The organism is Aquicoccus porphyridii (assembly GCF_008369105.1).
In the GTDB taxonomy this organism is placed as follows: domain Bacteria; phylum Pseudomonadota; class Alphaproteobacteria; order Rhodobacterales; family Rhodobacteraceae; genus Aquicoccus; species Aquicoccus porphyridii.
Map to the genome: position 1 here is coordinate 47,958 of NZ_VINQ01000019.1, position 19,907 is coordinate 67,864.

Sequence of the window (19,907 nt, forward strand, 5' to 3'; positions counted from 1 at the left end):
AATGCCGTCAGCGTTCAGAATGCCAGCGCCGTCCGCTCTTGTCGTGCCCGGGTTTGCGCTTGCGCTCCAGCGCCTCGCGCAACCGTTTGGCATAGGCAGCGCGCTCGGCATCGCTCATGCTTTCCAGCCGCTCAAGCAACAGTTCACGCCCCAACCGCACGCCCTCGGCCACGGCCTGCATCTGCCGCTCGACGCTCGCCCGCACCACCTCGGGCTCATAGGGCGTGCGCTCCAGCGCGGCGATCAACTGCTCGAACTCGGCCCGGATCGTGGCCCGGTCGGGGCGCCGGTCGCGATAGGCCTCGTGCATCGCGCGGCCCAGCGCGCGCCGGTCCTCGTCGCTCAGCGCCCGCGCCATCGGCCCGCCCACCTGATCCATCCGGGGCGGGCGAGAATCCTTGCCGAACCCGTGTGCGGCCATGACCCCCACCATCAACCCCACGACCAACAGGTTGAGCGCCAAGGAGGCGAACAACACGATCCGCAATTTGCGCCCCGGTCGGGGGGCCTGTCCGTTCGGCGTCGTGTTCATCCCGCATCCTCCTCACCCGCCAGGGCCATCTCGTAAAGATCAAAGCCGAAACCGCCGCTGACATCCACGAGCGAAATCACGTCATCCGTCCTGCCGCCCACAACCGTGCCGAGGGCATCGCCCACGCCCAGCGTGGGGCTGAACCCGATCCAGAGCCCGGCAACCGCCGCCGTGGCCAGCCCGCCCATCGCGGGCCATCCGCCCAGCGCGGCCCACAGGCCCCAACCCCGGCGCACGCGCGTCATGCGGTCGCCGGGCACGGCAATCGCCGCCTGCTCGGCGAACGCATCGCCCAGAACCCGCGCCATCAGCGCCGCATCCGGCTCTTCGGGTGCCGAGCGCGCCTGCGCAAACAGCGCCTCCAGCCTCTCTTCCGTGTCGCGATCCGTCTCAGTCATCGCCATACCCCAATGCATCGCGCCGCGCGGCCAGTGCCGCGCCCAGCGCCCTCTTGCCCCGTGCGATCAGGCTCTCGACCGCCTCGGTGCCGGTCTCCATGATCGCGGCGATCTCGGGGTTGGCCAGCCCCTCGATATGCCGCAGCACCACCGCCTGACGCTGGCGCTCGGGCAACCCGTTCAGCGCCGCCTGCAACGCCCCGGCCCGGGCCTTGTCCTGCAATCGCTCGGCCGGTCCCGCCGCAGCGTCCACCGGCTCGTCCACCGCGTCAAGCGGTGGCCCGACATGCCGCCTGCGCCTGAGCCGGTCGGTCACCAGATTGGCCACCACGCGATAAAGCCATGTGTTCACCCGCGCCTCGCCCGCTCGCCAGTCGGGTGCGATCCGCCACAGCCGCAACATCGCCTCCTGCGTCACGTCCTCGGCCTCGGCCCTGTCGCCCAGCAACCGATAGGCATGGGCCATGACAACCGGCGTAAACCGCAGCGTCAAGGCACGCGCCGCCTGCCGGTCGCCATTGGCGAACAGGGTCAAGAGCGCCTCGTCGGGCAGGTCGCTGCTGTCATCCAATGCCATGCTCATCGCCCGCTCGGCGTACCCGCTTCCCCGCTCCGCCACAAGCGGCCCCGGGAGGGGCGTCAACCGCCCCGGGGCCGATCCAATGCCCCGATCAGTTGCGCTGGCGGTCGCCGTGGCCATGCATCTTGCCATGACCCCCATAGGATTTGCCATCATCGCGCTGCATGCCGCGCTCACCGCGCCGCTCCTGCATCTTGTCCCGCGCCGCGCGCATCTCGGCGTCGGAAACCGCGCCATCGCCGTCGCTGTCCAGCCGGTCGAACATCCGGTCCTGCATGGACCGCTGGCCGGGCATCTCGTCGAACGAGACCTCGCCGTCACCGTCGCTGTCCATCCGCTCGATCATCCGCGTCGCCATACGCTCGAACCGGCGCTGGCGGGCCTCTTCGGCGCGCTTCTCGACCGCCGCCTTGATCTCGGTATCGCTCAACCGGCCATTGCCATCGGTATCCGCCGCATCGAACTTCGCCCGGGCATGGGCCGCCGCTTCCTCGCGCGTGACCTTGCCGTCGCCATCCGCATCGGCATCCTCGAACTGCATCATCGGCATGCCGCCACCCATGCCGCCCATGCCGCCACGCTCGCCCTTCATGCCATGGGCCAGCGCCACACCGCTGCCGGCCGCCAGGCTCAAAAGGGTCAGGCCAGTGATCAAATAGGTCCGTTTCATATCGCGTGTCTCCTTGGTTTCTCGCGCTACGTGTCAATCATCCACCGGGCCTCTGTCCCGGCTTCACAAGGTTTCACGCAGCACGCCGCCCTTTCCGTCGCGACCCGTCCGGATTTTTCATCCCGTCCCGGCGAAACTTTGCGACATGGCGACGCAATGACAGCGCACAGCCTTCACATTTCCCCACATTGCCCCCACTCTCTTGTTGCGAACGCGAGGAACAGGAATGCAAGATCACGCCATGGCACCCGACATCGGGCTGCCCCCGCAGGAACGATTACTGAAACCGGCCCTGCTCAAGGGCTGGCGGCGGCGCTGCCCCAATTGCGGCTCGGGTCCGCTGCTCAAGGGCTATCTCAAGGTGCGCGACACCTGCCCGGTCTGCCACGAGGATCTCACCCCCCAACGCGCCGATGACGGCCCGGCCTATCTCACCATCCTGATCGTCGGCCATATCATGGCACCGCTCCTGCATATCGTCTTCGTGCGCTGGCGGCCCGAACCTTTGGTGCTTTTCACCATCTTCGCTATTGGCTGCGTCGCGCTCTCGCTATACCTTCTGCCAAGATTGAAAGGCGCGGTCGTCGGGTTTCAGTGGGCCCGGCGGATGCATGGTTTTGGCGATGACGACCTCGCGGACGAGGATCGCGCGCACCGAAACTGAGCCCGCCCCCAAGCGAAGCGAGGCCAGATGAGCGATTACACGACACCGCAAAAGGCGGACAAGACCGCGGTTCGCAACGCAGCCACGGTGATCGTGCTGCGCGACCGGATGGCGGAACCGAGGGTGCTGATGGGCCAGCGCGGCGCGCGCGCGGCCTTCATGCCCAACAAGTTCGTCTTTCCCGGCGGGGCGGTCGATCCTGCCGACGCGGGCGTGCCACTGGCCCGGCGCATGCCACAGGTCTGCCGCGACCGCCTGCTTGAGAATTGCGAGGACGATTGCACCCACGCGCTCGCCACCGCCGCGATCCGCGAGTTGTGGGAGGAAACCGGCCTCGTCCTCGGCCAGAAGGGCGAATGGAGCGTCGAGCCGCCCGCCGATTGGGCCGATTTCGCCGCCGCCGGTTACGTGCCCGATGCCCATCCGCTGCAATTCGTGTTTCGCGCGATCACGCCACCGGGTCGGCCGCGCCGCTTCGACGCGCGGTTCTTCCTCGTCGATGCCGACGAGATTGCCAATGACCTCGACAATTTCGACGGCGCGCAGGACGAGCTTTCGCACCTGCAATGGATTCCGCTCGACAGGGTGCGCGGTTTCGACCTTCCCTTCATCACCGAGGTCGTACTGGCCGAGGTCGCGGCCCGCGCCCGCGATCTCTCGCCGCCGGAGAACGTGCCCTTCTTCCACAACGGCACCGAAGAGAGCCTGTTTCTGCGCCTCAAGGGCAAGGGTCCGCTTTCCGGCAAGGTGATCCGCCACGACTGACCGGCGCGGCATCGCCCTATCCGAACAGCACCAGCACCAGGATGCTCGCCGTCAGGAACCCGATTCCGGCATATTCACGCCGGGTGATCGTCTCGCCAAAGAACATCACCGCGGCGAAGATCGAGAAAATCACCTCGATCTGCCCCACGGCAAAGACATAGGCCGCGTTCTGCAAGGTAAAGGCGGTAAACCAGCACAGTGACCCCGCCATCCCGGTCAACCCCATCCACACCGCCGTGCGCCGCGCCGCGATCACCTTTGCCAATTGCCCCTTTTCCCGCCACGCCAGCCAGGCCGAAAGGGCGATGGTCTGCGCCACTGTCACCACCGCCAGCGCGATCACCGCCCGCAGGAACGGATCGTCGCTTGCGACCGCGAGCGTGGCACCCCGATAGGTCACCGCCGACACGGCGAAAAATGCCCCCGACAGGATGCCCAGCCCGGCGGCCCGGTTGAACACGCCGCCCCCGACTTCGGCCCCCCTCGACAGGATCAGCACCCCGACGAGCCCCAGCACGATCGCCCCCATGCCAAGCGCCGACACAAGATCGCCCAGAAGAACCAGCCCGACAATCGCGGTCTGCACCACTTCGGTTTTCTTGAAGGTGATCCCGACGGCGAAATTGCGATGCGCGAAAAGCGCCACGACGCACCATGTCGCCAATATCTGGGTCAGCCCCCCGGTCAGCGCATAGGCCCAGAACCACGGCCCCACCCCCGGCCAGCCACCCTGCATCGCGGCATAGACCAACGCCAGCACCACCACGAAAGGCAGGGAATAGAGAAACCGCGACAGCGTCGCGCCCCCCGCCGACAGCGCCCCCATGCTCAGATGTTTCTGAAGCATGAAGCGCAGCGTCTGGAACGCGGCGGCGGCAATGGAAAGGGCAATCCAACTCATGCCCTCTCATGCCCTCAAATCAGGGGCGTTTCCAGAGCGGATGTGGCACCGGGTCTTTCGTGCGCAGGAAATAACGCCGGAAGACCTCGCCATAAGATTGGTAATGGTAGTGATCATTGGCCGCGCGAAACGCCTCGCGCTCGGCCTGGTAGAGCGCCCAGAGCCGATACCACGGCACGCCCGGTCGGCTGTGATGCACCACATGCAGGTTGTTGTTGAGGAAGAGAAAGGCCAGCGGCCCGCGATCCTCGATGATCACCGTGCGCCCCGGCACGGTCTCATGCGCGCGATGCTCAAGAAAGGTGCGGATCTTGAGAATCGACAGCGCCGCATAGGTCGAAAGAAGCCAGGCCCAGACCGGCATCTGCCCAAAGGCCACCATCCACCAGGCCACCATCGCCACCGCCGGAACATGAACGAGCCACGCCGCCAGAACCCCGGGCCGCCCCGCCCGGATCGCGCGCCAATCCGCCGCCATGAACGCCACCTGCCCCACCAGCGGCCCGATCACGAGCCGGCCGGCCAGCGTGTTGTTGAACCGCAGCGCGGCCCGCGCCCAGCCCGGCAACCGTGCCCAGGTCTCGGGATCGAGGTAGTTGGTCTCGGGATCGTCATAAGGGTCGGTGAGCCGCTCGTCGCGGTGATGCTCGATATGCGTGTCGCGAAACCGGCCGTACGGCACGAAAAGCGCAAGTTGCGGAAAGACCAGCAATTCATTGAGTCGACGGTGCCGCGTCGGATGCCCGTGCAGCACCTCGTGACACAGCGAAGAATGCAGCGCCGCCGCAAGCGTCACCATCACCATCCCCAAGGGCAGGAACAGCCCCGCCACCACACTCGTGCCCAGCGCCCAGACCGCGTAGGTCAGCACCACAAGGGCCAGCGTCGGCCATTCTACTGCCGGCATCCTACCCATGATAGCGCCCCCAGCCGATATGCGCCCAGATACGCTCATAGATGACGTACATCACGAACCCGATCGCGGTGTTGATCACCGCCATGGCCCCGCCGATGGCCGCCGATCCGGTCAGGGCCAATCCGACAAGGCCCATCACCGTCAACCCCAACAGGTTCCACAAGATCGCCTTGAGCATGGTCCGCCGACTGCTCTCCATTCCGCCTCCTGATTTTTTGCTGTCACATATGCGTTACAGGGCGGTGGCGGGTTTGCGTATTCCGAATATGGTTAACAAAACGCACGAATGGTGATAGTTATCACAATATGCGACATAAAATCGACAAACGCCTCCGTGCGGCGCAATTCCGCAACCGCCTTTCCCAGGCCATGCAAAACCGCGGCGTCACCCAAAGCGCGCTCGCCCGTAGCACGGGCGTCGACCGCTCGACCATTTCACAACTCTTGAAGGGCGAAGGCGCGCGGCTGCCCAATGCGCAGGTGGTGGGCGAATGTGCCTCGGCACTCGGCGTGTCCTGCGACTGGCTTCTGTCGCTCTCGGACCGGCCCGAGACCGCGACCGACCTGCTCGCCACCACGCTCACCCTGACCGAGGCACCCCGCGCGCTGGTCGATGAACAGATCTTCAACTGGCATCAAGAGGCCGCGGGCTACAAGATTCGCCACGTTCCCGCCGCCCTGCCCGACATGCTCAAGACCCGCGCGGTGCTGGAATGGGAATATGCCCCCCATCTCGGGCGCACCGCGCAGCAGGCGATCGGCGCCTCCGAGGATCGCCTGGCCTGGATGCGCGCCTCGCAATCGGATTACGAGATCGCCCTGCCACTTTACGAATTGGACAGCTTCGCCTCCGGCACCGGCTATTATACCGGCCTCGCCCCCGCACCGCGCCTCGAACAGCTTGACCGGATCGAGGCGATCCACGCCCAGCTCTATCCGCGCCTGCGCATCTACATGTTCGACGCGCGGCGCATCTTTTCCGCGCCGGTGACGGTATTCGGCCCGCTGCTCGCCGTGCTCTATCTCGGGCGCAACTACCTTGCTTTTCGCGATACCGAACGGGTGCAGGCGATCACCGCGCATTTCGACGATCTGGTGCGCGAGGCCGCCGTCCCCGCCCGCGACATGCCCGCGCATCTTGACCGGCTGCGTGCAATGGTTACGGGCTGAACGCCAATCAGACCGGGCTGGCCTCGAATCCCGCCGCCTCGATCGCGGCCATGATCGCCGCCGCATCCAGAACGCTCTCCACCACGACCCTGCGCTCGGCGAGATCGCATTGCACATCCGCGCCCTCGTCCACGTCGAGAATCTTGCCCTCGATCGAGGCCGTGCAATGGCCGCAACTCATCTTTGGTACACTGAATGTCATCATGGCGAATCTCCACATTTTCTCCGGTTTCCTTCTCGCTCGCTCCCGCGCCAGAGGGTCAAGCGATTTTAACGTCGCACCCCTCTTGACCTTCCAGTTAATGGAATCCTTATCTAGGCTGAGAACAAATCAGAAAGGCCCCCGATGACTGCTCTCAACGATCTGCGTCTCTCCATCGACGGCATGTCCTGCGCCGCCTGCGTCGGACGTGCGGAAAAGGCCCTGCGCGGGGTCGAAGGCGTGGCCGATGTCTCGGTCAACCTCGCCAGCGAAAGCGCGGCACTGCACTACACCGCCCCCGCCGATCCAGCCCGCATCGCCGCCGCGCTCGATTCCGCGGGCTATCCCGCCCGCCGCGCCAGCGTCACGCTCGATATCGAGGGCATGTCCTGCGCCTCCTGCGTGGGCCGCGTCGATGGCGCGCTGGCCGCGCTTCCCGGCGTGACCGACGTGAATGTCAACCTCGCCAGCGAAACCGCCACCCTGCGCTACCTCGAAGGCGTGACCACCCCGGCCGAGATCATCCGCGCCGTCGCCACCACCGGCTATACCGCCACGCTCCGCGACGGTGGCGAGGCCGTGGGCATCGGCACCCGCAAAGAGGCCGAGGCGGCCCAGCTTCGGCGCGAACTGACCCTCGCCGCCCTGCTCACCCTGCCGGTGTTCATCGTCGAGATGGGTGGCCACCTGATCCCGCCCTTTCATCACTGGATCATGGCCAATATCGGCATGCAGGTCTCCTGGGTGGCGCAATTCGTGCTGACCACGCTGGTCCTCGCCCTGCCCGGACGACGCTTCTTTGCCAAGGGCCTGCCCGCCCTCCTGCGCGGCGCGCCCGATATGAACAGCCTCGTCGCCGTGGGCACGCTCGCCGCGTGGGGCTTCTCCACCGTGGCCACGTTCGCGCCCGCCCTCCTGCCCGCCGCCAGCCGCGCGGTCTATTTCGAGGCGGCGGCGGTGATCGTCACCCTCATCCTTCTGGGCCGCTTTCTCGAAGCCCGCGCCAAGGGCCGCACCGGCGCCGCGATCCGCGCGCTGATGAACCTCTCGCCGCGCCATGCCCGGGTGTTGCGCGACGGCACCGAAGCGGAAATCGACGCCTCCGCCCTCGTTACCGGTGACCTCGTGCTCGTCCGCCCCGGCGAGCGTATCCCCGCCGACGGGCAGATCGAGACCGGCGAAAGCCATGTCGATGAAAGCATGATCACCGGCGAACCCGTGCCCGTCACCAAGGCCCCCGGCGATCCCGTCACCGGCGGCACTGTCAACGGCTCCGGCGCGCTGCGCTTCACCACCACCGCCGTGGGCGCCGACACCACCCTGTCGCAGATCGTGCGCATGGTCGAAGAGGCACAGGGCGCGAAGCTTCCCATTCAGGGCCTCGTGGATCGCATCACCCTGTGGTTCGTGCCCGTGGTGATGGCGGCGGCGGCGCTCACCACCCTTGTCTGGCTCATCTTCGGCCCGGAACCGGCACTCAGCCACGCACTCGTTGCGGGTGTGGCCGTGCTGATCATCGCCTGCCCCTGCGCCATGGGGCTGGCCACACCCACCTCGATCATGGTCGGCACCGGGCGCGCCGCCGAAATGGGCGTGCTCTTTCGCAAGGGCGACGCGCTTCAGGCGCTGCAAGGGGTCGAGGTGATCGCCTTCGACAAGACCGGCACATTGACCCGCGGCCACCCCGAACTGACCAACCTGATCCCGGCGGGCGACTGGACCCGTGCCACGCTCCTGCCGCTCATCGGCGCGGTCGAGGATCAATCCGAACACCCCATCGCCCGTGCCATCGCCGAAACCGCCCGCACGGAAACCGGCGCGCTCCCCACCGCCACCGGCTTTCGCGCACAGGCCGGGTTCGGCGTGCGTGCCACCGTCAACGGCCACGAGATCATGATCGGCGCCGACCGCATGATGACCCGCCAGAAGATCGACATCGCCCCGCTCACCGATCAGGCACGCGAGTTTGCCAATGCGGGAAAAACCCCGCTCTACGCTGCCATCGACGGCGAGATCGCGGCGCTGATCGCCGTTTCCGACCCGCTCAAACCCACCACCCGACAGACCATCGCCACCCTGCATGACATGGGCCTCAAGACCGCGATGATCACCGGCGACAACACGGCCACCGCCCGCGCCATCGCGGCCGAAGCCGGGATCGACCATGTCGAGGCCGAGGTGCTGCCGCGCGGCAAGGTCAAGGCGCTGGAAAACCTGCGTGCAAACGGCGCACGGCTCGCCTTTGTCGGCGACGGCATCAACGACGCGCCCGCGCTGGCCGCGGCCGATATCGGCATCGCCATCGGCACCGGCACCGATGTCGCCATCGAATCCGCCGACGTGGTGCTCATGTCGGGCGATCTGCGCGGCGTCGTGAACGCGCTCGACATCTCGCGGCGCACCATGCGCAACATCCGGCAGAACCTCTTCTGGGCCTTTGCCTACAACACTGCGCTCATCCCCGTCGCCGCCGGGCTGTTTTATCCGGCGCTGGGTTGGCAGCTTTCACCGATGCTCGCCGCGGGCGCCATGGCGCTCAGCTCGGTTTTCGTGCTCACCAACGCGCTGCGCCTGCGCCGCGCCCGCCCGCTTTTGAAAGAAGGACAAACCACATGAATATCGGAGATGTCGCCCACCGCGCCGGCCTGCCCGCCAAGACCATCCGCTATTACGAGGATATCGGACTGGTCAAACCCCTGCGCTCGCAAAACGGCTATCGCCGCTTCCGCGACAGCGACCTGCACAAACTGTCCTTTCTTGGCCGCGCCCGCTCCTTGGGTTTTTCCATCGAGGATTGCCGCACCCTCATGGCCCTCTACGAAGACCACAGCCGCGCCAGCGCCGACGTGAAACGCATCGCCCGCCAGAACCTTGCAAAGATCGAGGAAAAGATCGCCGAGCTACAGGCGATGCACGATACGCTCTCGCACCTGGTCAAGAAATGCCACGGTGACGACCGCCCCGATTGCCCGATCCTCACCGATCTTGCCAAAGCTCACGGATAAGACCCCGATTTTTCGCCGAAAAATCGTTCCTCTACCACAGCTTCCCGCGCGCCGAGACCGGCCAGACGCATTCCACCACGCCACCGCGCAGCCCGACATACCAGTCATGCAGGTTGCAGGTCGGGTCGCAATGCCCCGGCACCAGCCGCAGCCGATCACCGACGCTCAACGCACCCTCCGGGTCATCCACCACCCCGTGTTCGTCCGACGGCCCGACATAGGCCACATCCTCCCGGCCAAAGACGCGCGGCAACCCGCTCTCGAACGTCATCGCCTTCAGCCCGGCATCGACCACCGCCTGCCCCGGCTTCACATGGCTCATCACCGACGCCAGCACGAAAAGCGCGTTCTCCCATTCGCCCGCATCGAGCCGCGCGCCATTGGCCCCGCGAATACGCCCGTAATCGGCATCCATGAACGCGTAAGAACCGCATTGCAGCTCGGTATAAAGCCCCGATCCCGTCTCGAACGGGTAAGACCCGGTGCCGCCCCCGGTCACCACGGGGCAGTCGATCCCCGCCGCCGCCAGCGCCTCGACCACGCTTCGCGCAATGGCAATCGCCGCCTCCAGCGCGCCGCGCCGCGCCGCCCACTCCTCCACATGCTGGGCCGAGCCGTGATAGGCCTGCACCCCCTCGAAGCGCAGCCCCGGCGCGGCCAGCACCGCCTGTGCGATCTCGACCGCCGCACCGGGGCTCACCACCCCGCAGCGCCCGCCGCCGCAATCGACCTCGACCAGCACGCCCAGTTCCGTGCCCGCGCGCGCCGCCGCTTCCGACAACTCCGTGACATTCGCCAGATCATCGACGCAGACCGACACGCTGCTCCCCAACTTGGGCAGCGCCGCCAGCCGCGCGATCATCTGCGCATCGCGCACCTCGTTCGACACCAGGATGTCGGGAATACCCCCCCGGGCAAAGACCTCGGCCTCGCTCACCTTCTGGCAACAGACCCCGCGCGCCCCGCCGATCTCCATCTGCAAGCGCGCCACATCCACCGATTTGTGCATCTTGCCATGCACCCTGAGGTGCATTCCATGCCCGCGCACGTAATCGCCCAGCTTGGCGATATTACGCTCCAGCGCATCGAGATCGAGGACGAGGCAGGGCGTGGCAATCTCGCCCTCGCCCATCCCCGGCAATGCCGGAATGTCGAACCCGACCTCAAGCCCATCGAACTCGCTCATCCGCCCTTGATCTCCTGCCAGGGCCGCGCCGTTCGGCCGCGATATTTCACCGTCAACTCCCCGGAAATCTCGCCCTCGTCGTAAACGCCCAGAACGATCCCCTTGCCCCGGCTCTTGGTGCGCATCTCGATCAATGTCTCGCGCGAAACGGTCGTGCGCTGCGCCGGCCGTCGCGCCCATTCGAAAAGCCGCGCATACATCGTCTCGATCACCTCCGCATGGTCGGGACTCTCACCAAGGTCGCTCAACTCGTCGGGATCGTTCGCCAGGTCGAACAGGATCGGCCGGTGCCCGCCCTCGGCATGGATGAGCTTCCAGCGCTTGTCCGCCACCATGAAAAGCTGTGCATCGTCGATGTCCGCGTTCAGAAGCGCCGCCACCGGTGCCCCGGAATAGTCGTATTCGCAGACCACGTATTGCCGCCGCGTCTCCTGCGTCTCGCCGTGCAGAATGGGCATCAGGCTCTCGCCCTCCAGCACGTGATCGGGTACCTTGGCCCCCGCCACATCGACGAAGGTGGGGGCAAGGTCGATCGATTCCACCAACGCATCGCAAACCGTGCCGCGCGTCGCATCGGCCTCGGGGCTCGGATCATAGACGATCAGCGGAATGCGCGTGCTCGCATCGTGGAAAAATGTCTTTTCCCCCATCCAGTGATCGCCAAGGAAATCCCCGTGATCCGAGGTCAGAACGATCATCGTGTCCTGCATCCGCCCGGTCTCTTCCATCCACGCGAACAGCCGCCCCATCTGGTCATCGGCCTGCTTGATCAGCCCCATATAGGCCGGGATCACCGCCTCGCGCACCTCGTCGCGCGAAAACGCCTGCCCGACCTTGGTGTCCATGAAGCCCTTCATCACCGGATGCGCGCCCTGCCGCTCGGCCTCGGACCGGTTCACCGGCAGCACATGTTCGGGGCCATACATGCCGGCATAGGGCTCGGGCACGATATAGGGCCAGTGCGGCTTGATATAGCTGAGGTGACAACACCACGGCGCTTGCGCCCCCGCCATGAACTCCATGCCCCGCCCGGTGAGGTAAGGCGTCTCGCTGTCTTCCTCGTCGATATTGGCGGCCATCGGCGAGTGCTTGAGAAACCAGCCCGAGAGCACGTTGCCATCCTCATCGAGCCCCGAATTGGCAAAATCGTGCCACGGGTTGTCGCTCTCGTATCCCTTGGCGCGCAGCCATTCGTTATAGGTCTTCGCCCCGTCCGGATCGTAACTCCCGTCCGGCCCCTCGGGCAGCATCCCGTCATCGCGCTCATAGACATCGAACCCGCATTCGCTCACCCGCGCCCCGATGATCGTGTCGGGCGCCAGCCCCAGCCGCTTCATCCCCTCGACATCGGCGCGCATATGGGTCTTGCCGACGAGGTAACACCCCATCCCCGCCCGGCGCAGGTGATCGCCCATCGTCTCCTCGCCGACCTTGAGCGGAATACCGTTATTCGTCGCCCCGTGCGACGAGGCATAGCGCCCGGTATAGGTGCTCATCCGGCTGCTGCCACAGATCGGCGACTGGATATAGGCGCGGGTAAATCGCACGCCCTTCTCGGCCAGCGCGTCAATATGGGGGGTTTCCAGATGCGGATGCCCGTAACAGCTCAGGTAATCCCAGCGCAGCTGGTCAAACATGATGAACAGGATATTCTTCGCACGCGCCATCTTGCCTCCTCGATCTTCTGGAAAAATGGGGGCGCTGCCCCCCAGGTGCCAGATCCCTTCAGGATCTTGTCACCCTCCCCCCGGAGTATTTTCAGCAAGATGAAGGACGAGGAACGCCCGGCTCTTCATCTTGCCCCAAATACTCCCCGCGGAGCGTCCACACCCGCCACCGCGCCCGGGGTCTCACCCCTTGCGCAAACGCTGAAACCAGCCCTTTTTCTTGCCCTCGTGCTCGGCCTGCGCCGCTTCGGCCTCATCCGCGTCATCGGGGCCCTCGACCGCGTCGGCAAACCGGTCAAAGAACTGGTCCGCCATCTTGCGGGCGAACCCGTCGATGATCCGGCTGCCCAGTTGCGCGAGCTTGCCGCCCACCTTGGCCTCGACATCGTAATGCAGAACCGTGGTGCCGGGGTCTTCGCCATCTTCCAGCCGCACCTTGGCGCCGCCCTTGGCGAAACCGGCCGCCCCGCCCTTGCCCTCGCCCGAAAGCGTCAGGCTCTCGCGTTCCACCATGTCGGTGAGCGTCACCGCCCCCTTGAAGGTGGCCTTCACCGGTCCGACCTTCTGCACCACCGTGGCCTCGAACCCGTCTTCGGGGCTGCCCACCATCTCCTGGCAACCCGGCACGCATTCGCCCAGAACATCGGCCGACAGAAGCGCGGCCCAGACCTCCTCGCGCGGGGCCGCGATCACGCGGCTGTCGCTCATTTCCATGTTGCGTCTCCTTCCTTAGCGGCTCACTCGGCCCATTCCCATGGCCGTGTAAAGGCGCCCAGCACCTTGGTCACGCCCTCTTCGCCGCTGCCATTGGCCTCGACCTGCGCGACCAGACCGCGCTTCTTGTCGTCGACCACGCTCACCACCCGCGCGGCGACACCCGCATCCTCCAGCGCCCCGTTATAGACGCGGGTGATCGCCAGCTTGCGCAGGTCGGGCTTGAACACCTTGCCCACGGCGGTCTTGGGTAATTCGTCGAGTATCTCGACATGCTTGGGATAGGCCGCGCGCTCGTGGATATGCACCTTGGCGTGTTCCATCAACTCATCCGCCGTCACCGTGCCGCTGCTCACCAGCTCGACATAGGCGCAGGGCACCTCGCCGGCATGGGCGTCGGGCTGGCCGATCGCCCCGGCAAAGGCCACATCCCTGTGCGACAGGAGCGCATCCTCGATATCGGCGGGGTCGATATTGTGACCGCCCCGGATGATCAGGTCCTTGGCCCGCCCGGTGATCCAGATATAGCCATCCGCGTCGATCCGGCCCAGGTCACCGGTGCGCAGATACCGGTTGCCGTCAATCTCGTGATAAAGGTCCTTGTTCTTGGCCTCCTCGGTATAGGTGTTGCCCTGCAGGACACCCGGATTGAAGACACAGATCTCACCCACCTCGTCGGTGGCGCATTCCTTGGCCGCGCCGTTCTCGCCCGCATGCATGATCCGCACATCGGTATAGGGGAAGGGAATGCCAACCGAGCCGATCTTCTTCTCCCCGTCGATCGGGTTGCACGAGACAAGAACCGTCGCCTCGGTCAGCCCGTAACCTTCGATGATGTTGATCCCCGTGGCGCTGGTGAACCGGTTGAACAGTTCCTGCGGCATCGGTGCCGAGCCGGAAAAGGCGTTCTTCACCGTCGAGAGATCGGCATCGACCGGCCGCTGCATCAGCGCCGAAACGGCGGTCGGCACGGTGATGATGAAGGTCGTCTTCCAGCGCTCGCACAGCTTCCAGAAATTGTCGAACACCCCTTCCCCGCGATAGCCCGCGGGCGTCGGGAACACCACATGCGCGCCCGACTTGATCATCGCGATCAGGATCACGTGGCAGGCAAAGACGTGGAACAGGGGCAGCGGGCACATCACGCTGTCTTCCTCGGAATAAAGCAGCTCATGCCCGATCCAGCCCTGGTAGATGATGCCGGAATTCTTGTGCTGCGCCACCTTGGGCATGCCGGTCGTGCCGCCGGTGTGGAAATAGGCCGCGACCCGGTCTTCCTTCACATCCTCGAAACTCAGGGTCTTGGGCTGTTTCGCGATCTCGGCATTGAACCGCAGAACATCGGCGTGGTGGGTCTTCTGCACTTTGGGCCGGATCAGCGGCACGATGAACCTCTTCACCCCGCTCAGGTAACGGTTGAGGTCGACCGTCAGGATCGTGTTCACATTCGGCGCATGGCGCACAGCCTCGGCGGTCTTCTGCGCGATGTCGGTCTTGGGAAAGGCATGCAGCGTGACCACCACCTTTGCCCCGGTCTCGCGCAGGATCGCGCCGATCTGCTCGGGCTCCAGAAGCGGGTTGATCGGATTGGCGATGCCCGCGACCATCGCCCCGATCATGGCAATCGCCGTCTCGGTCGTGTTGGGCATGACCAGTGCGATCACGTCGTCCTTCTCGACCTTGAGCGAGCGGAACAGGTTCGCCGCCTGACAGACCTTGTCGTGAAACTCTGCCCAGGTCAGCGTTTCGGCCGGATCGTCCGGCCCCGACAAGAGCTGATAGGAAATCGCCGGGCGCTGCCCGAACTTGTCGGCCGTGGTCTTGAGCATCTCATAGACCGTCTTGGGCAGCTCGCGCGCCTCCCACGGCATTTCCTTGGTCTTGTCGATACTGTCCTGAAGCGTGGCAAATGTCATATTATACTCCTCCCCGGTGCCCGCTCCTTCGGGCACTCGTTCCCGGGTATTGTGAGTGTCTTTGCGCCCGCGCGCAAGTGCCGGTCGCGCGACGTCAGCCCCCCTTGAACGATCGCTCTTGCACCGGTAGCGCGCGCCGCGTTAACCCCTTGGGGCGGTGCGCCGGGGCTCATCGCCCGGCAGCCGGATGTCAGCCGGGCGACAGCCGGGAGTCACCCCCCCGCTTTTCGCCGTTTCGGCACCGTTAACCCGAGGTTGATAAACCATGAAGATCGCCACCGCCGCCTATCCGCTCTCCTGGGTTGAGACCTGGGCCGACTACGAAACCAAGATCACCGAATGGGTCGCCGATGCGGCCGCTCGGGGTGCCGATCTCCTGGTCTTTCCCGAATACGGCGCGATGGAACTGGCTGGGCTCTCAGGGGAGCAGGCCGCAGGTTCGGTGCAGGGCTCGATCGCGGCCGTGGGTGATTGGCTGGATCAGGCCAACACGTTGTTTTCACGCCTTTCTTCCGCGCATTCCGTGCATATCCTCTCGCCCTCCGCCCCGGTCCGTGACGGCAACCTGACGGTCAACCGCGCCGGGCTTTTCACCCCTTCGGGCGCCATCGGCTGGCAGGACAAGCAGATCATGACCCGGTTCGAGCGCGACGACTGGAACGTCTCCGGCGGCGGCCCGCTCCGGGTGTTCGACACCACGCTCGGCAGGATCGGCGTGCTGATCTGCTATGACTGCGAATTTCCCCTTCTGGCCAAGGCATTGGCCGATTCCGGTGCCGAACTGATCCTCATCCCCTCCTGCACCGAAGCCCTCGAAGGCTACTGGCGCGTGCGCATCGGCGCCATGGCCCGCGCCCTCGAACTGCAATGCGTCACCGCCATGTCCTCGCTCATCGGCACCGAACCGCGCCTCTTCGCGGTCGAGGAAAACACCGGCGCCGGCGGCATTTTTGGCCCGCCTGACAAGGGCTTCCCGCCCACCGGCGTGATCGCCTGCGGCACTCTCGATACGCCCGGCTGGACCATCGCCGAGGTCGATCTCGACGCCATCCGCGCGGTCCGCGCCGACGGCCATGTGCTCAACCTCACCCATTGGGAAGAACAGCCCCCGCGCGTGACACAGGTCGAATATTCCCGCCTGACCTGACAAAAGCCCTTGAAAAAAGGCGCAAACAGGATCATTTAAGCGACGCCCGCGCTCTGGCGGGATGTGCAATGAAGGAGAGACCATGGCCAAGGAAGAACTGCTCGAATTTCCCGGTGTCGTGAAGGAACTCCTGCCGAACGCGACATTTCTGGTCGAGCTGGAAAACGGCCATACGATCATCGCGCACACGGCAGGCAAGATGCGCAAGAACCGCATCCGTGTTCTTGCTGGCGACAAGGTGCAGGTCGAGATGACCCCCTATGATCTGACCAAGGGTCGGATCAATTACCGTTTCAAGTAAGCTGCTGTTTTCATGAAGCTTGTCCTCGGATCGGGCAGCCCCCGCAGGCGCGAGCTGTTGGCGACCATCGGGGTCGTGGCCGATGCGGTCCGCCCGCCCGAGATCGACGAAACGCCAATGAAATCAGAGCTTCCCCGCCCCTATTGTGTCCGCATGGCGCGCGAAAAGGTGGCCGCGGTCGAGGCCGCAGAAGGCGACATCGTGCTTTGCGCCGACACCACCGTGGCACTGGGTCGGCGGATCATGGGCAAGCCCGAAAATGCGGGCGAGGCGGCCGAATTTCTCATGGCCATGTCGGGCCGCCGTCACAAGGTCATCACCGCCGTCGCCGTGAAACGCGGTTCGCAAATCTGGGAGCGCGATGTCGTGACCACGGTCAAGATGAAACACCTCTCCAACGAGGAACTCAACGGCTATCTCGCCACCGATGATTGGCGGGGCAAGGCCGGCGGATACGGCATACAAGGCCCCGCCGGCGCGTTGATCCCCTGGATTCAGGGCTCGTTCACCGCCGTCGTGGGCCTGCCGCTCGCCGAAACCTCGGGGCTCTTGCAGGCGGCGGGCTACCCACTGTGGCAAGCGTCATGAAAGGGCGCCAGATCATCCTCGACCACCTTGGCGACCGCGAGGCCGCGGCCCTCATGGTCGACGGGCGTCTCGACGACCTTCTGATCGACTCCGACGCACCGCGCCCCGGCACGATCTATCGCGCGGTGGCGTTAAGACCCGTTAAGGGTCAGGGGGGTATGTTCTTTTCCACGCCCGACGGAGATGCGTTCCTGCGCCAAACGCGCGGAATTTCTCCCGGGCAGGAAAAACTGGTGCAGATCACCGGTTATGCGGACCCGGAAAAGGCGATTCCGGTGACCGATCGGATTCTGTTCAAAAGCCGTTACGCCATCGTCACACCCGACGCGCCCGGCCTTAATATCTCGCGCCGCATCCGCGACGACGACCGCCGCGACATGCTCATGGTCATCGCCCGCGAAGCGATGGAAGAGGCCGGTGACGTGGGCCTGATCCTGCGCTCATCCTGCGTGGATGCCGAGGATGACGCCATCGCCGAGGATATCCGCGCCATGGCCACCCTCGCTTCACAGGTGACGGGCGATACCGGCACGGGCCCCGAAACCCTGGTCGAAGGCGACACGCCCCACGCGCTCGCCTGGCGCGACTGGTCCGATCCCGCCGATATCGTGACCGACCCGGGTAGCTTTGCCTCCCACGGCGTTCTCGACGCGCTCGACGCCCTCAAGTCGCCCTTCGCCCCGCTTCCCGGCGGCGCCTCGCTCTTTGTCGAACCCACCCGCGCGCTGGTCGCGGTGGATGTGAACACCGGCACCGACACCTCGCTCGCCGCCGGTCTCAAGGCCAACCTCGCCACCGCGCGCGAACTGCCGCGCCAGCTGCGCCTGCGCGGCCTCGGCGGCCAGATCACCATCGACCTCGCCCCGATGCCCAAGAAAGACCGCCGCAGTTTCGAGACCACCCTGCGCGCCACCCTGCGCGCCGACGGAATCGACACCGTCCTTGCCGGCTGGACCCCGCTCGGCCATTATGAACTGCAACGCAAACGCGCCCGTATCCCGACCCTGCCCCTTTTGCCATGACCTGCCCGATCTGCTCTGCCAAGACCAACCCGCGCTATCGCCCTTTCTGCTCGAAACGCTGCGCCGACATCGATCTGGCGCACTGGTTGGGTGGAGGCTACGCAGTCCCCTCGAACGATCCCGACGACGCCGAAGAGGTGCTCGACGCACTCGAAAAAGCCCTCGCACCGGAGACCCGCAAACCACATTGAAAAAACGCAAAACCCTCTTGTCACCACCGCCTCCCGCGTCTAGAACGCACAGGCCCAGCGGCGGCCAACCCGCCCAAACCCGTGCCCGGGTAGCTCAGGGGTAGAGCAGTGGATTGAAAATCCTCGTGTCGGTGGTTCGATTCCGCCCCCGGGCACCATTTAAATCATTTAATAACAATAACTTAAGTGGATTTGACGCGATAGCATTGTGGCCGAAAGGATTGATGGGTGCCGATTGGGTGCAGTAGTTAGCCCCTTCTGAGCGACCAGCTCTCTGCATTGAGGTCAAGTGACCCAAATGCCAGTTGCAGGCTGTTCTTTTCTGGAATGCAATCATAGAGTGATGGAGAAAGAGCAGCGAGCGTTGCCTACCAGATACTGCGATAGCATATGCCACTTAGAGAAACAAAGTACCGGATATTGATACCGCTCAACAAGGCGAATGAGCGTTACAGGAACGATAAAGGCCGTCTATTTGAAAGGATTGTTGGTCAGTTCCTGAAAAATCAGAGCTTCACCGTCACAGAGCGCGTGCGAGATGTGGGCAGTGAAATCGATTTGTTGTGCAGCAACGATCTATCTGGTGACATAGCCATTGTCGAATGCAAGACTCAATCTGAGGCATTGCAGTCGTCAGTTGTGAACAAGCTTCACACGGACGTCTCGCTGCACGATGCACACGTTGGTTGGATTTTCTCCATCTCGAACTTGGGAAAGGAAGCCGAAGGGCGTTTGAAGAAGCTAAACGAGAAAGAGGGAGAGGAAACCTTTCGCCATTTCTCCCCCAGTGCGCTTGTTGGTTATTTGTTGAAGATCAACGCTTTGGTCGAACCGTTTGTAGCACCCCAAGGCGTACCAAATGCAAAATACCTTTGCATTTTCGAAGACCGATATCTGTGGGTGTACCCTGTTCACGAAAGCTCTTCAGGACAGCCAATTGCCCTGCAGGCGTGGAACGCCGAAACAGGCGAAACAATAAACCCAAATGATGCTCCCGATCTGTCTAGTACAGATTTCCCGTTTCCCGAGCTTAAATGGTGGGATCACGAGGCCAACGAGAGATCGGCAGCCAAATAATCTCAACCTGTCGTGGAGGTAATCCCGGGTGAAGAGTGGAGCGATTATCGACCATCACGCCCCGATGACTTTGTTGGACGAAAGCGCGTTATCGAAGATATTGGTGAGTTCTTTGAAAGAGTACGAAAGGAAGAGACCAGCTCTAGGTTGTCAATCGGCATCCAAAGCTGACCCCCTATCGGCATTCAAAATTGACCCCTTTGAGCTGAGCAGGCCCGGCGCTGCGTAGCCCTCACATAGCGCAGCGGCGGCGGGCCTGCGGGGGTCCGGGTTGGCGCTATGCGCGGTTCTTGAA

23 protein-coding genes and 1 tRNA gene are annotated in these 19,907 nt (G+C 64.5%); 12 read left to right on the forward strand and 12 right to left on the reverse strand.

The features are described 5' to 3' along the window. Positions 1 to 7: 7 nt before the first annotated feature. From FLO80_RS18530 to FLO80_RS18545, 4 genes are all read right to left on the reverse strand, one after another. Positions 8 to 532: a periplasmic heavy metal sensor gene (locus FLO80_RS18530; protein ID WP_111365824.1), complete on the reverse strand. Its 525-nt coding sequence runs from the start codon at positions 530 to 532 to the stop codon at positions 8 to 10. Beyond that, positions 529 to 930, reverse strand: a complete 402-nt coding sequence (locus tag FLO80_RS18535; RefSeq protein ID WP_146611035.1) for a hypothetical protein — start codon at positions 928 to 930, stop codon at positions 529 to 531. The genes FLO80_RS18530 and FLO80_RS18535 overlap by 4 nt, the downstream gene beginning before the upstream one ends. Then, entirely contained in the window at positions 923 to 1,513 is a 591-nt protein-coding gene (locus FLO80_RS18540) for an RNA polymerase sigma factor (protein WP_111366399.1), read from the reverse strand. The genes FLO80_RS18535 and FLO80_RS18540 overlap by 8 nt, the downstream gene beginning before the upstream one ends. A gap of 88 nt (positions 1,514 to 1,601) precedes the next feature. Further along, on the reverse strand, positions 1,602 to 2,180 hold the full coding sequence (locus FLO80_RS18545; RefSeq protein ID WP_111365820.1) for an EF-hand domain-containing protein: 579 nt from the start codon (positions 2,178 to 2,180) through the stop codon (positions 1,602 to 1,604). 241 nt (positions 2,181 to 2,421) lie between these two features. Between FLO80_RS18545 and FLO80_RS18550 the strand changes: the two genes are divergently transcribed. Continuing rightward, positions 2,422 to 2,844, forward strand: a complete 423-nt coding sequence (locus tag FLO80_RS18550) for a DUF983 domain-containing protein (protein WP_246156731.1) — start codon at positions 2,422 to 2,424, stop codon at positions 2,842 to 2,844. A gap of 27 nt (positions 2,845 to 2,871) precedes the next feature. After that, the gene (locus tag FLO80_RS18555) at positions 2,872 to 3,609 is read left to right on the forward strand and encodes an NUDIX hydrolase (protein WP_111365816.1); all 738 of its coding nucleotides are present in this window, start codon (positions 2,872 to 2,874) and stop codon (positions 3,607 to 3,609) included. Between the two features lie 16 nt (positions 3,610 to 3,625). On the opposite strand, the gene FLO80_RS18560 is transcribed toward FLO80_RS18555, so the two are convergent. From FLO80_RS18560 to FLO80_RS18570, 3 genes are read right to left on the reverse strand one after another with little or no spacing between them, the layout of a single operon-like run. Next, the gene (locus tag FLO80_RS18560) at positions 3,626 to 4,510 is read right to left on the reverse strand and encodes an EamA family transporter (RefSeq protein ID WP_111365814.1); all 885 of its coding nucleotides are present in this window, start codon (positions 4,508 to 4,510) and stop codon (positions 3,626 to 3,628) included. A gap of 19 nt (positions 4,511 to 4,529) precedes the next feature. After that, positions 4,530 to 5,426 (reverse strand): fatty acid desaturase, encoded by an 897-nt coding sequence (locus FLO80_RS18565; RefSeq protein WP_342781747.1) that lies wholly within the window; start codon positions 5,424 to 5,426, stop codon positions 4,530 to 4,532. Further along, entirely contained in the window at positions 5,419 to 5,625 is a 207-nt protein-coding gene (locus FLO80_RS18570) for a DUF2061 domain-containing protein (protein WP_111365809.1), read from the reverse strand. The genes FLO80_RS18565 and FLO80_RS18570 overlap by 8 nt, the downstream gene beginning before the upstream one ends. Positions 5,626 to 5,732: 107 nt before the next feature. On the opposite strand from FLO80_RS18570, the gene FLO80_RS18575 reads away from it, so the two are divergent. After that, a complete protein-coding gene (locus tag FLO80_RS18575) occupies positions 5,733 to 6,596 on the forward strand; it encodes a helix-turn-helix domain-containing protein (RefSeq protein WP_111365807.1) in 864 nt (287 codons plus the stop codon). Between the two features lie 7 nt (positions 6,597 to 6,603). Here FLO80_RS18575 and FLO80_RS18580 read toward each other — a convergent pair whose 3' ends face one another. After that, entirely contained in the window at positions 6,604 to 6,801 is a 198-nt protein-coding gene (locus FLO80_RS18580) for a heavy-metal-associated domain-containing protein (protein WP_111366396.1), read from the reverse strand. A gap of 141 nt (positions 6,802 to 6,942) precedes the next feature. Here FLO80_RS18580 and FLO80_RS18585 point away from each other — a divergent pair, with 141 nt between their 5' ends. Together FLO80_RS18585 and cueR are read left to right on the forward strand one after the other, a co-directional pair. Further along, entirely contained in the window at positions 6,943 to 9,414 is a 2,472-nt protein-coding gene (locus FLO80_RS18585) for a heavy metal translocating P-type ATPase (protein WP_111365804.1), read from the forward strand. After that, on the forward strand, positions 9,411 to 9,803 hold the full coding sequence (gene cueR, locus FLO80_RS18590) for a Cu(I)-responsive transcriptional regulator (RefSeq protein WP_111365801.1): 393 nt from the start codon (positions 9,411 to 9,413) through the stop codon (positions 9,801 to 9,803). Before FLO80_RS18585 ends, cueR begins: the two co-directional genes overlap by 4 nt. A 31-nt stretch (positions 9,804 to 9,834) precedes the next feature. On the opposite strand, the gene FLO80_RS18595 is transcribed toward cueR, so the two are convergent. The 4 genes from FLO80_RS18595 to FLO80_RS18610 form a co-directional block, all read right to left on the reverse strand. After that, positions 9,835 to 10,989 carry a DSD1 family PLP-dependent enzyme gene (locus FLO80_RS18595; protein ID WP_111365799.1) on the reverse strand — a complete coding sequence of 385 codons (1,155 nt, stop codon included), beginning with the start codon at positions 10,987 to 10,989 and terminating at the stop codon, positions 9,835 to 9,837. After that, positions 10,986 to 12,656: a sulfatase-like hydrolase/transferase gene (locus tag FLO80_RS18600; RefSeq protein WP_111365796.1), complete on the reverse strand. Its 1,671-nt coding sequence runs from the start codon at positions 12,654 to 12,656 to the stop codon at positions 10,986 to 10,988. Before FLO80_RS18600 ends, FLO80_RS18595 begins: the two co-directional genes overlap by 4 nt. Before the next feature lie 183 nt (positions 12,657 to 12,839). Next, entirely contained in the window at positions 12,840 to 13,370 is a 531-nt protein-coding gene (locus FLO80_RS18605) for an SRPBCC family protein (protein ID WP_111365793.1), read from the reverse strand. 23 nt (positions 13,371 to 13,393) lie between these two features. Continuing rightward, complete coding sequence (locus tag FLO80_RS18610) at positions 13,394 to 15,286, reverse strand: acyl-CoA synthetase (RefSeq protein ID WP_111365790.1); 1,893 nt, start codon at positions 15,284 to 15,286, stop codon at positions 13,394 to 13,396. Between the two features lie 265 nt (positions 15,287 to 15,551). On the opposite strand from FLO80_RS18610, the gene FLO80_RS18615 reads away from it, so the two are divergent. From FLO80_RS18615 to FLO80_RS18645, 7 genes are all read left to right on the forward strand, one after another. Further along, positions 15,552 to 16,433 carry a carbon-nitrogen hydrolase family protein gene (locus tag FLO80_RS18615; protein WP_111365787.1) on the forward strand — a complete coding sequence of 294 codons (882 nt, stop codon included), beginning with the start codon at positions 15,552 to 15,554 and terminating at the stop codon, positions 16,431 to 16,433. A gap of 82 nt (positions 16,434 to 16,515) precedes the next feature. After that, positions 16,516 to 16,734, forward strand: coding sequence for a translation initiation factor IF-1 (infA, locus tag FLO80_RS18620; RefSeq protein ID WP_008186030.1), 219 nt, complete (start codon positions 16,516 to 16,518; stop codon positions 16,732 to 16,734). A gap of 12 nt (positions 16,735 to 16,746) precedes the next feature. Then, on the forward strand, positions 16,747 to 17,322 hold the full coding sequence (locus FLO80_RS18625; RefSeq protein ID WP_111365784.1) for a Maf family protein: 576 nt from the start codon (positions 16,747 to 16,749) through the stop codon (positions 17,320 to 17,322). Further along, positions 17,319 to 18,344 carry a ribonuclease E/G gene (locus FLO80_RS18630; RefSeq protein WP_111365781.1) on the forward strand — a complete coding sequence of 342 codons (1,026 nt, stop codon included), beginning with the start codon at positions 17,319 to 17,321 and terminating at the stop codon, positions 18,342 to 18,344. The genes FLO80_RS18625 and FLO80_RS18630 overlap by 4 nt, the downstream gene beginning before the upstream one ends. Beyond that, positions 18,341 to 18,535 carry a DNA gyrase inhibitor YacG gene (locus FLO80_RS18635; protein ID WP_111365778.1) on the forward strand — a complete coding sequence of 65 codons (195 nt, stop codon included), beginning with the start codon at positions 18,341 to 18,343 and terminating at the stop codon, positions 18,533 to 18,535. Before FLO80_RS18630 ends, FLO80_RS18635 begins: the two co-directional genes overlap by 4 nt. An 83-nt stretch (positions 18,536 to 18,618) precedes the next feature. Continuing rightward, positions 18,619 to 18,693: transfer RNA gene (locus FLO80_RS18640), tRNA-Phe, on the forward strand. Positions 18,694 to 18,955: 262 nt separating this feature from the next. Further along, positions 18,956 to 19,612: a restriction endonuclease gene (locus tag FLO80_RS18645; protein ID WP_188078340.1), complete on the forward strand. Its 657-nt coding sequence runs from the start codon at positions 18,956 to 18,958 to the stop codon at positions 19,610 to 19,612. The last annotated feature ends 295 nt before the right edge of the window (positions 19,613 to 19,907 follow it).

What these genes read in the sequence shown, in the direction of transcription:
- FLO80_RS18615 (WP_111365787.1), top strand. Translation starts at nt 15,552, where the DNA reads ATGAAGATCGCCACCGCCGCCTATCCGCTCTCCTGGGTTGAGACCTGG.
- FLO80_RS18605 (WP_111365793.1), bottom strand. Translation starts at nt 13,370, where the DNA reads ATGGAAATGAGCGACAGCCGCGTGATCGCGGCCCCGCGCGAGGAGGTC.
- FLO80_RS18560 (WP_111365814.1), bottom strand. Translation starts at nt 4,510, where the DNA reads ATGAGTTGGATTGCCCTTTCCATTGCCGCCGCCGCGTTCCAGACGCTG.
- FLO80_RS18570 (WP_111365809.1), bottom strand. Translation starts at nt 5,625, where the DNA reads ATGGAGAGCAGTCGGCGGACCATGCTCAAGGCGATCTTGTGGAACCTG.
- FLO80_RS18555 (WP_111365816.1), top strand. Translation starts at nt 2,872, where the DNA reads ATGAGCGATTACACGACACCGCAAAAGGCGGACAAGACCGCGGTTCGC.
- FLO80_RS18540 (WP_111366399.1), bottom strand. Translation starts at nt 1,513, where the DNA reads ATGAGCATGGCATTGGATGACAGCAGCGACCTGCCCGACGAGGCGCTC.
- FLO80_RS18550 (WP_246156731.1), top strand. Translation starts at nt 2,422, where the DNA reads ATGGCACCCGACATCGGGCTGCCCCCGCAGGAACGATTACTGAAACCG.
- FLO80_RS18600 (WP_111365796.1), bottom strand. Translation starts at nt 12,656, where the DNA reads ATGGCGCGTGCGAAGAATATCCTGTTCATCATGTTTGACCAGCTGCGC.
- FLO80_RS18635 (WP_111365778.1), top strand. Translation starts at nt 18,341, where the DNA reads ATGACCTGCCCGATCTGCTCTGCCAAGACCAACCCGCGCTATCGCCCT.
- FLO80_RS18580 (WP_111366396.1), bottom strand. Translation starts at nt 6,801, where the DNA reads ATGATGACATTCAGTGTACCAAAGATGAGTTGCGGCCATTGCACGGCC.
- FLO80_RS18530 (WP_111365824.1), bottom strand. Translation starts at nt 532, where the DNA reads ATGAACACGACGCCGAACGGACAGGCCCCCCGACCGGGGCGCAAATTG.
- FLO80_RS18545 (WP_111365820.1), bottom strand. Translation starts at nt 2,180, where the DNA reads ATGAAACGGACCTATTTGATCACTGGCCTGACCCTTTTGAGCCTGGCG.
- FLO80_RS18575 (WP_111365807.1), top strand. Translation starts at nt 5,733, where the DNA reads ATGCGACATAAAATCGACAAACGCCTCCGTGCGGCGCAATTCCGCAAC.
- infA (WP_008186030.1), top strand. Translation starts at nt 16,516, where the DNA reads ATGGCCAAGGAAGAACTGCTCGAATTTCCCGGTGTCGTGAAGGAACTC.
- cueR (WP_111365801.1), top strand. Translation starts at nt 9,411, where the DNA reads ATGAATATCGGAGATGTCGCCCACCGCGCCGGCCTGCCCGCCAAGACC.
- FLO80_RS18610 (WP_111365790.1), bottom strand. Translation starts at nt 15,286, where the DNA reads ATGACATTTGCCACGCTTCAGGACAGTATCGACAAGACCAAGGAAATG.
- FLO80_RS18535 (WP_146611035.1), bottom strand. Translation starts at nt 930, where the DNA reads ATGACTGAGACGGATCGCGACACGGAAGAGAGGCTGGAGGCGCTGTTT.
- FLO80_RS18565 (WP_342781747.1), bottom strand. Translation starts at nt 5,426, where the DNA reads ATGGGTAGGATGCCGGCAGTAGAATGGCCGACGCTGGCCCTTGTGGTG.
- FLO80_RS18625 (WP_111365784.1), top strand. Translation starts at nt 16,747, where the DNA reads ATGAAGCTTGTCCTCGGATCGGGCAGCCCCCGCAGGCGCGAGCTGTTG.
- FLO80_RS18630 (WP_111365781.1), top strand. Translation starts at nt 17,319, where the DNA reads ATGAAAGGGCGCCAGATCATCCTCGACCACCTTGGCGACCGCGAGGCC.
- FLO80_RS18595 (WP_111365799.1), bottom strand. Translation starts at nt 10,989, where the DNA reads ATGAGCGAGTTCGATGGGCTTGAGGTCGGGTTCGACATTCCGGCATTG.
- FLO80_RS18585 (WP_111365804.1), top strand. Translation starts at nt 6,943, where the DNA reads ATGACTGCTCTCAACGATCTGCGTCTCTCCATCGACGGCATGTCCTGC.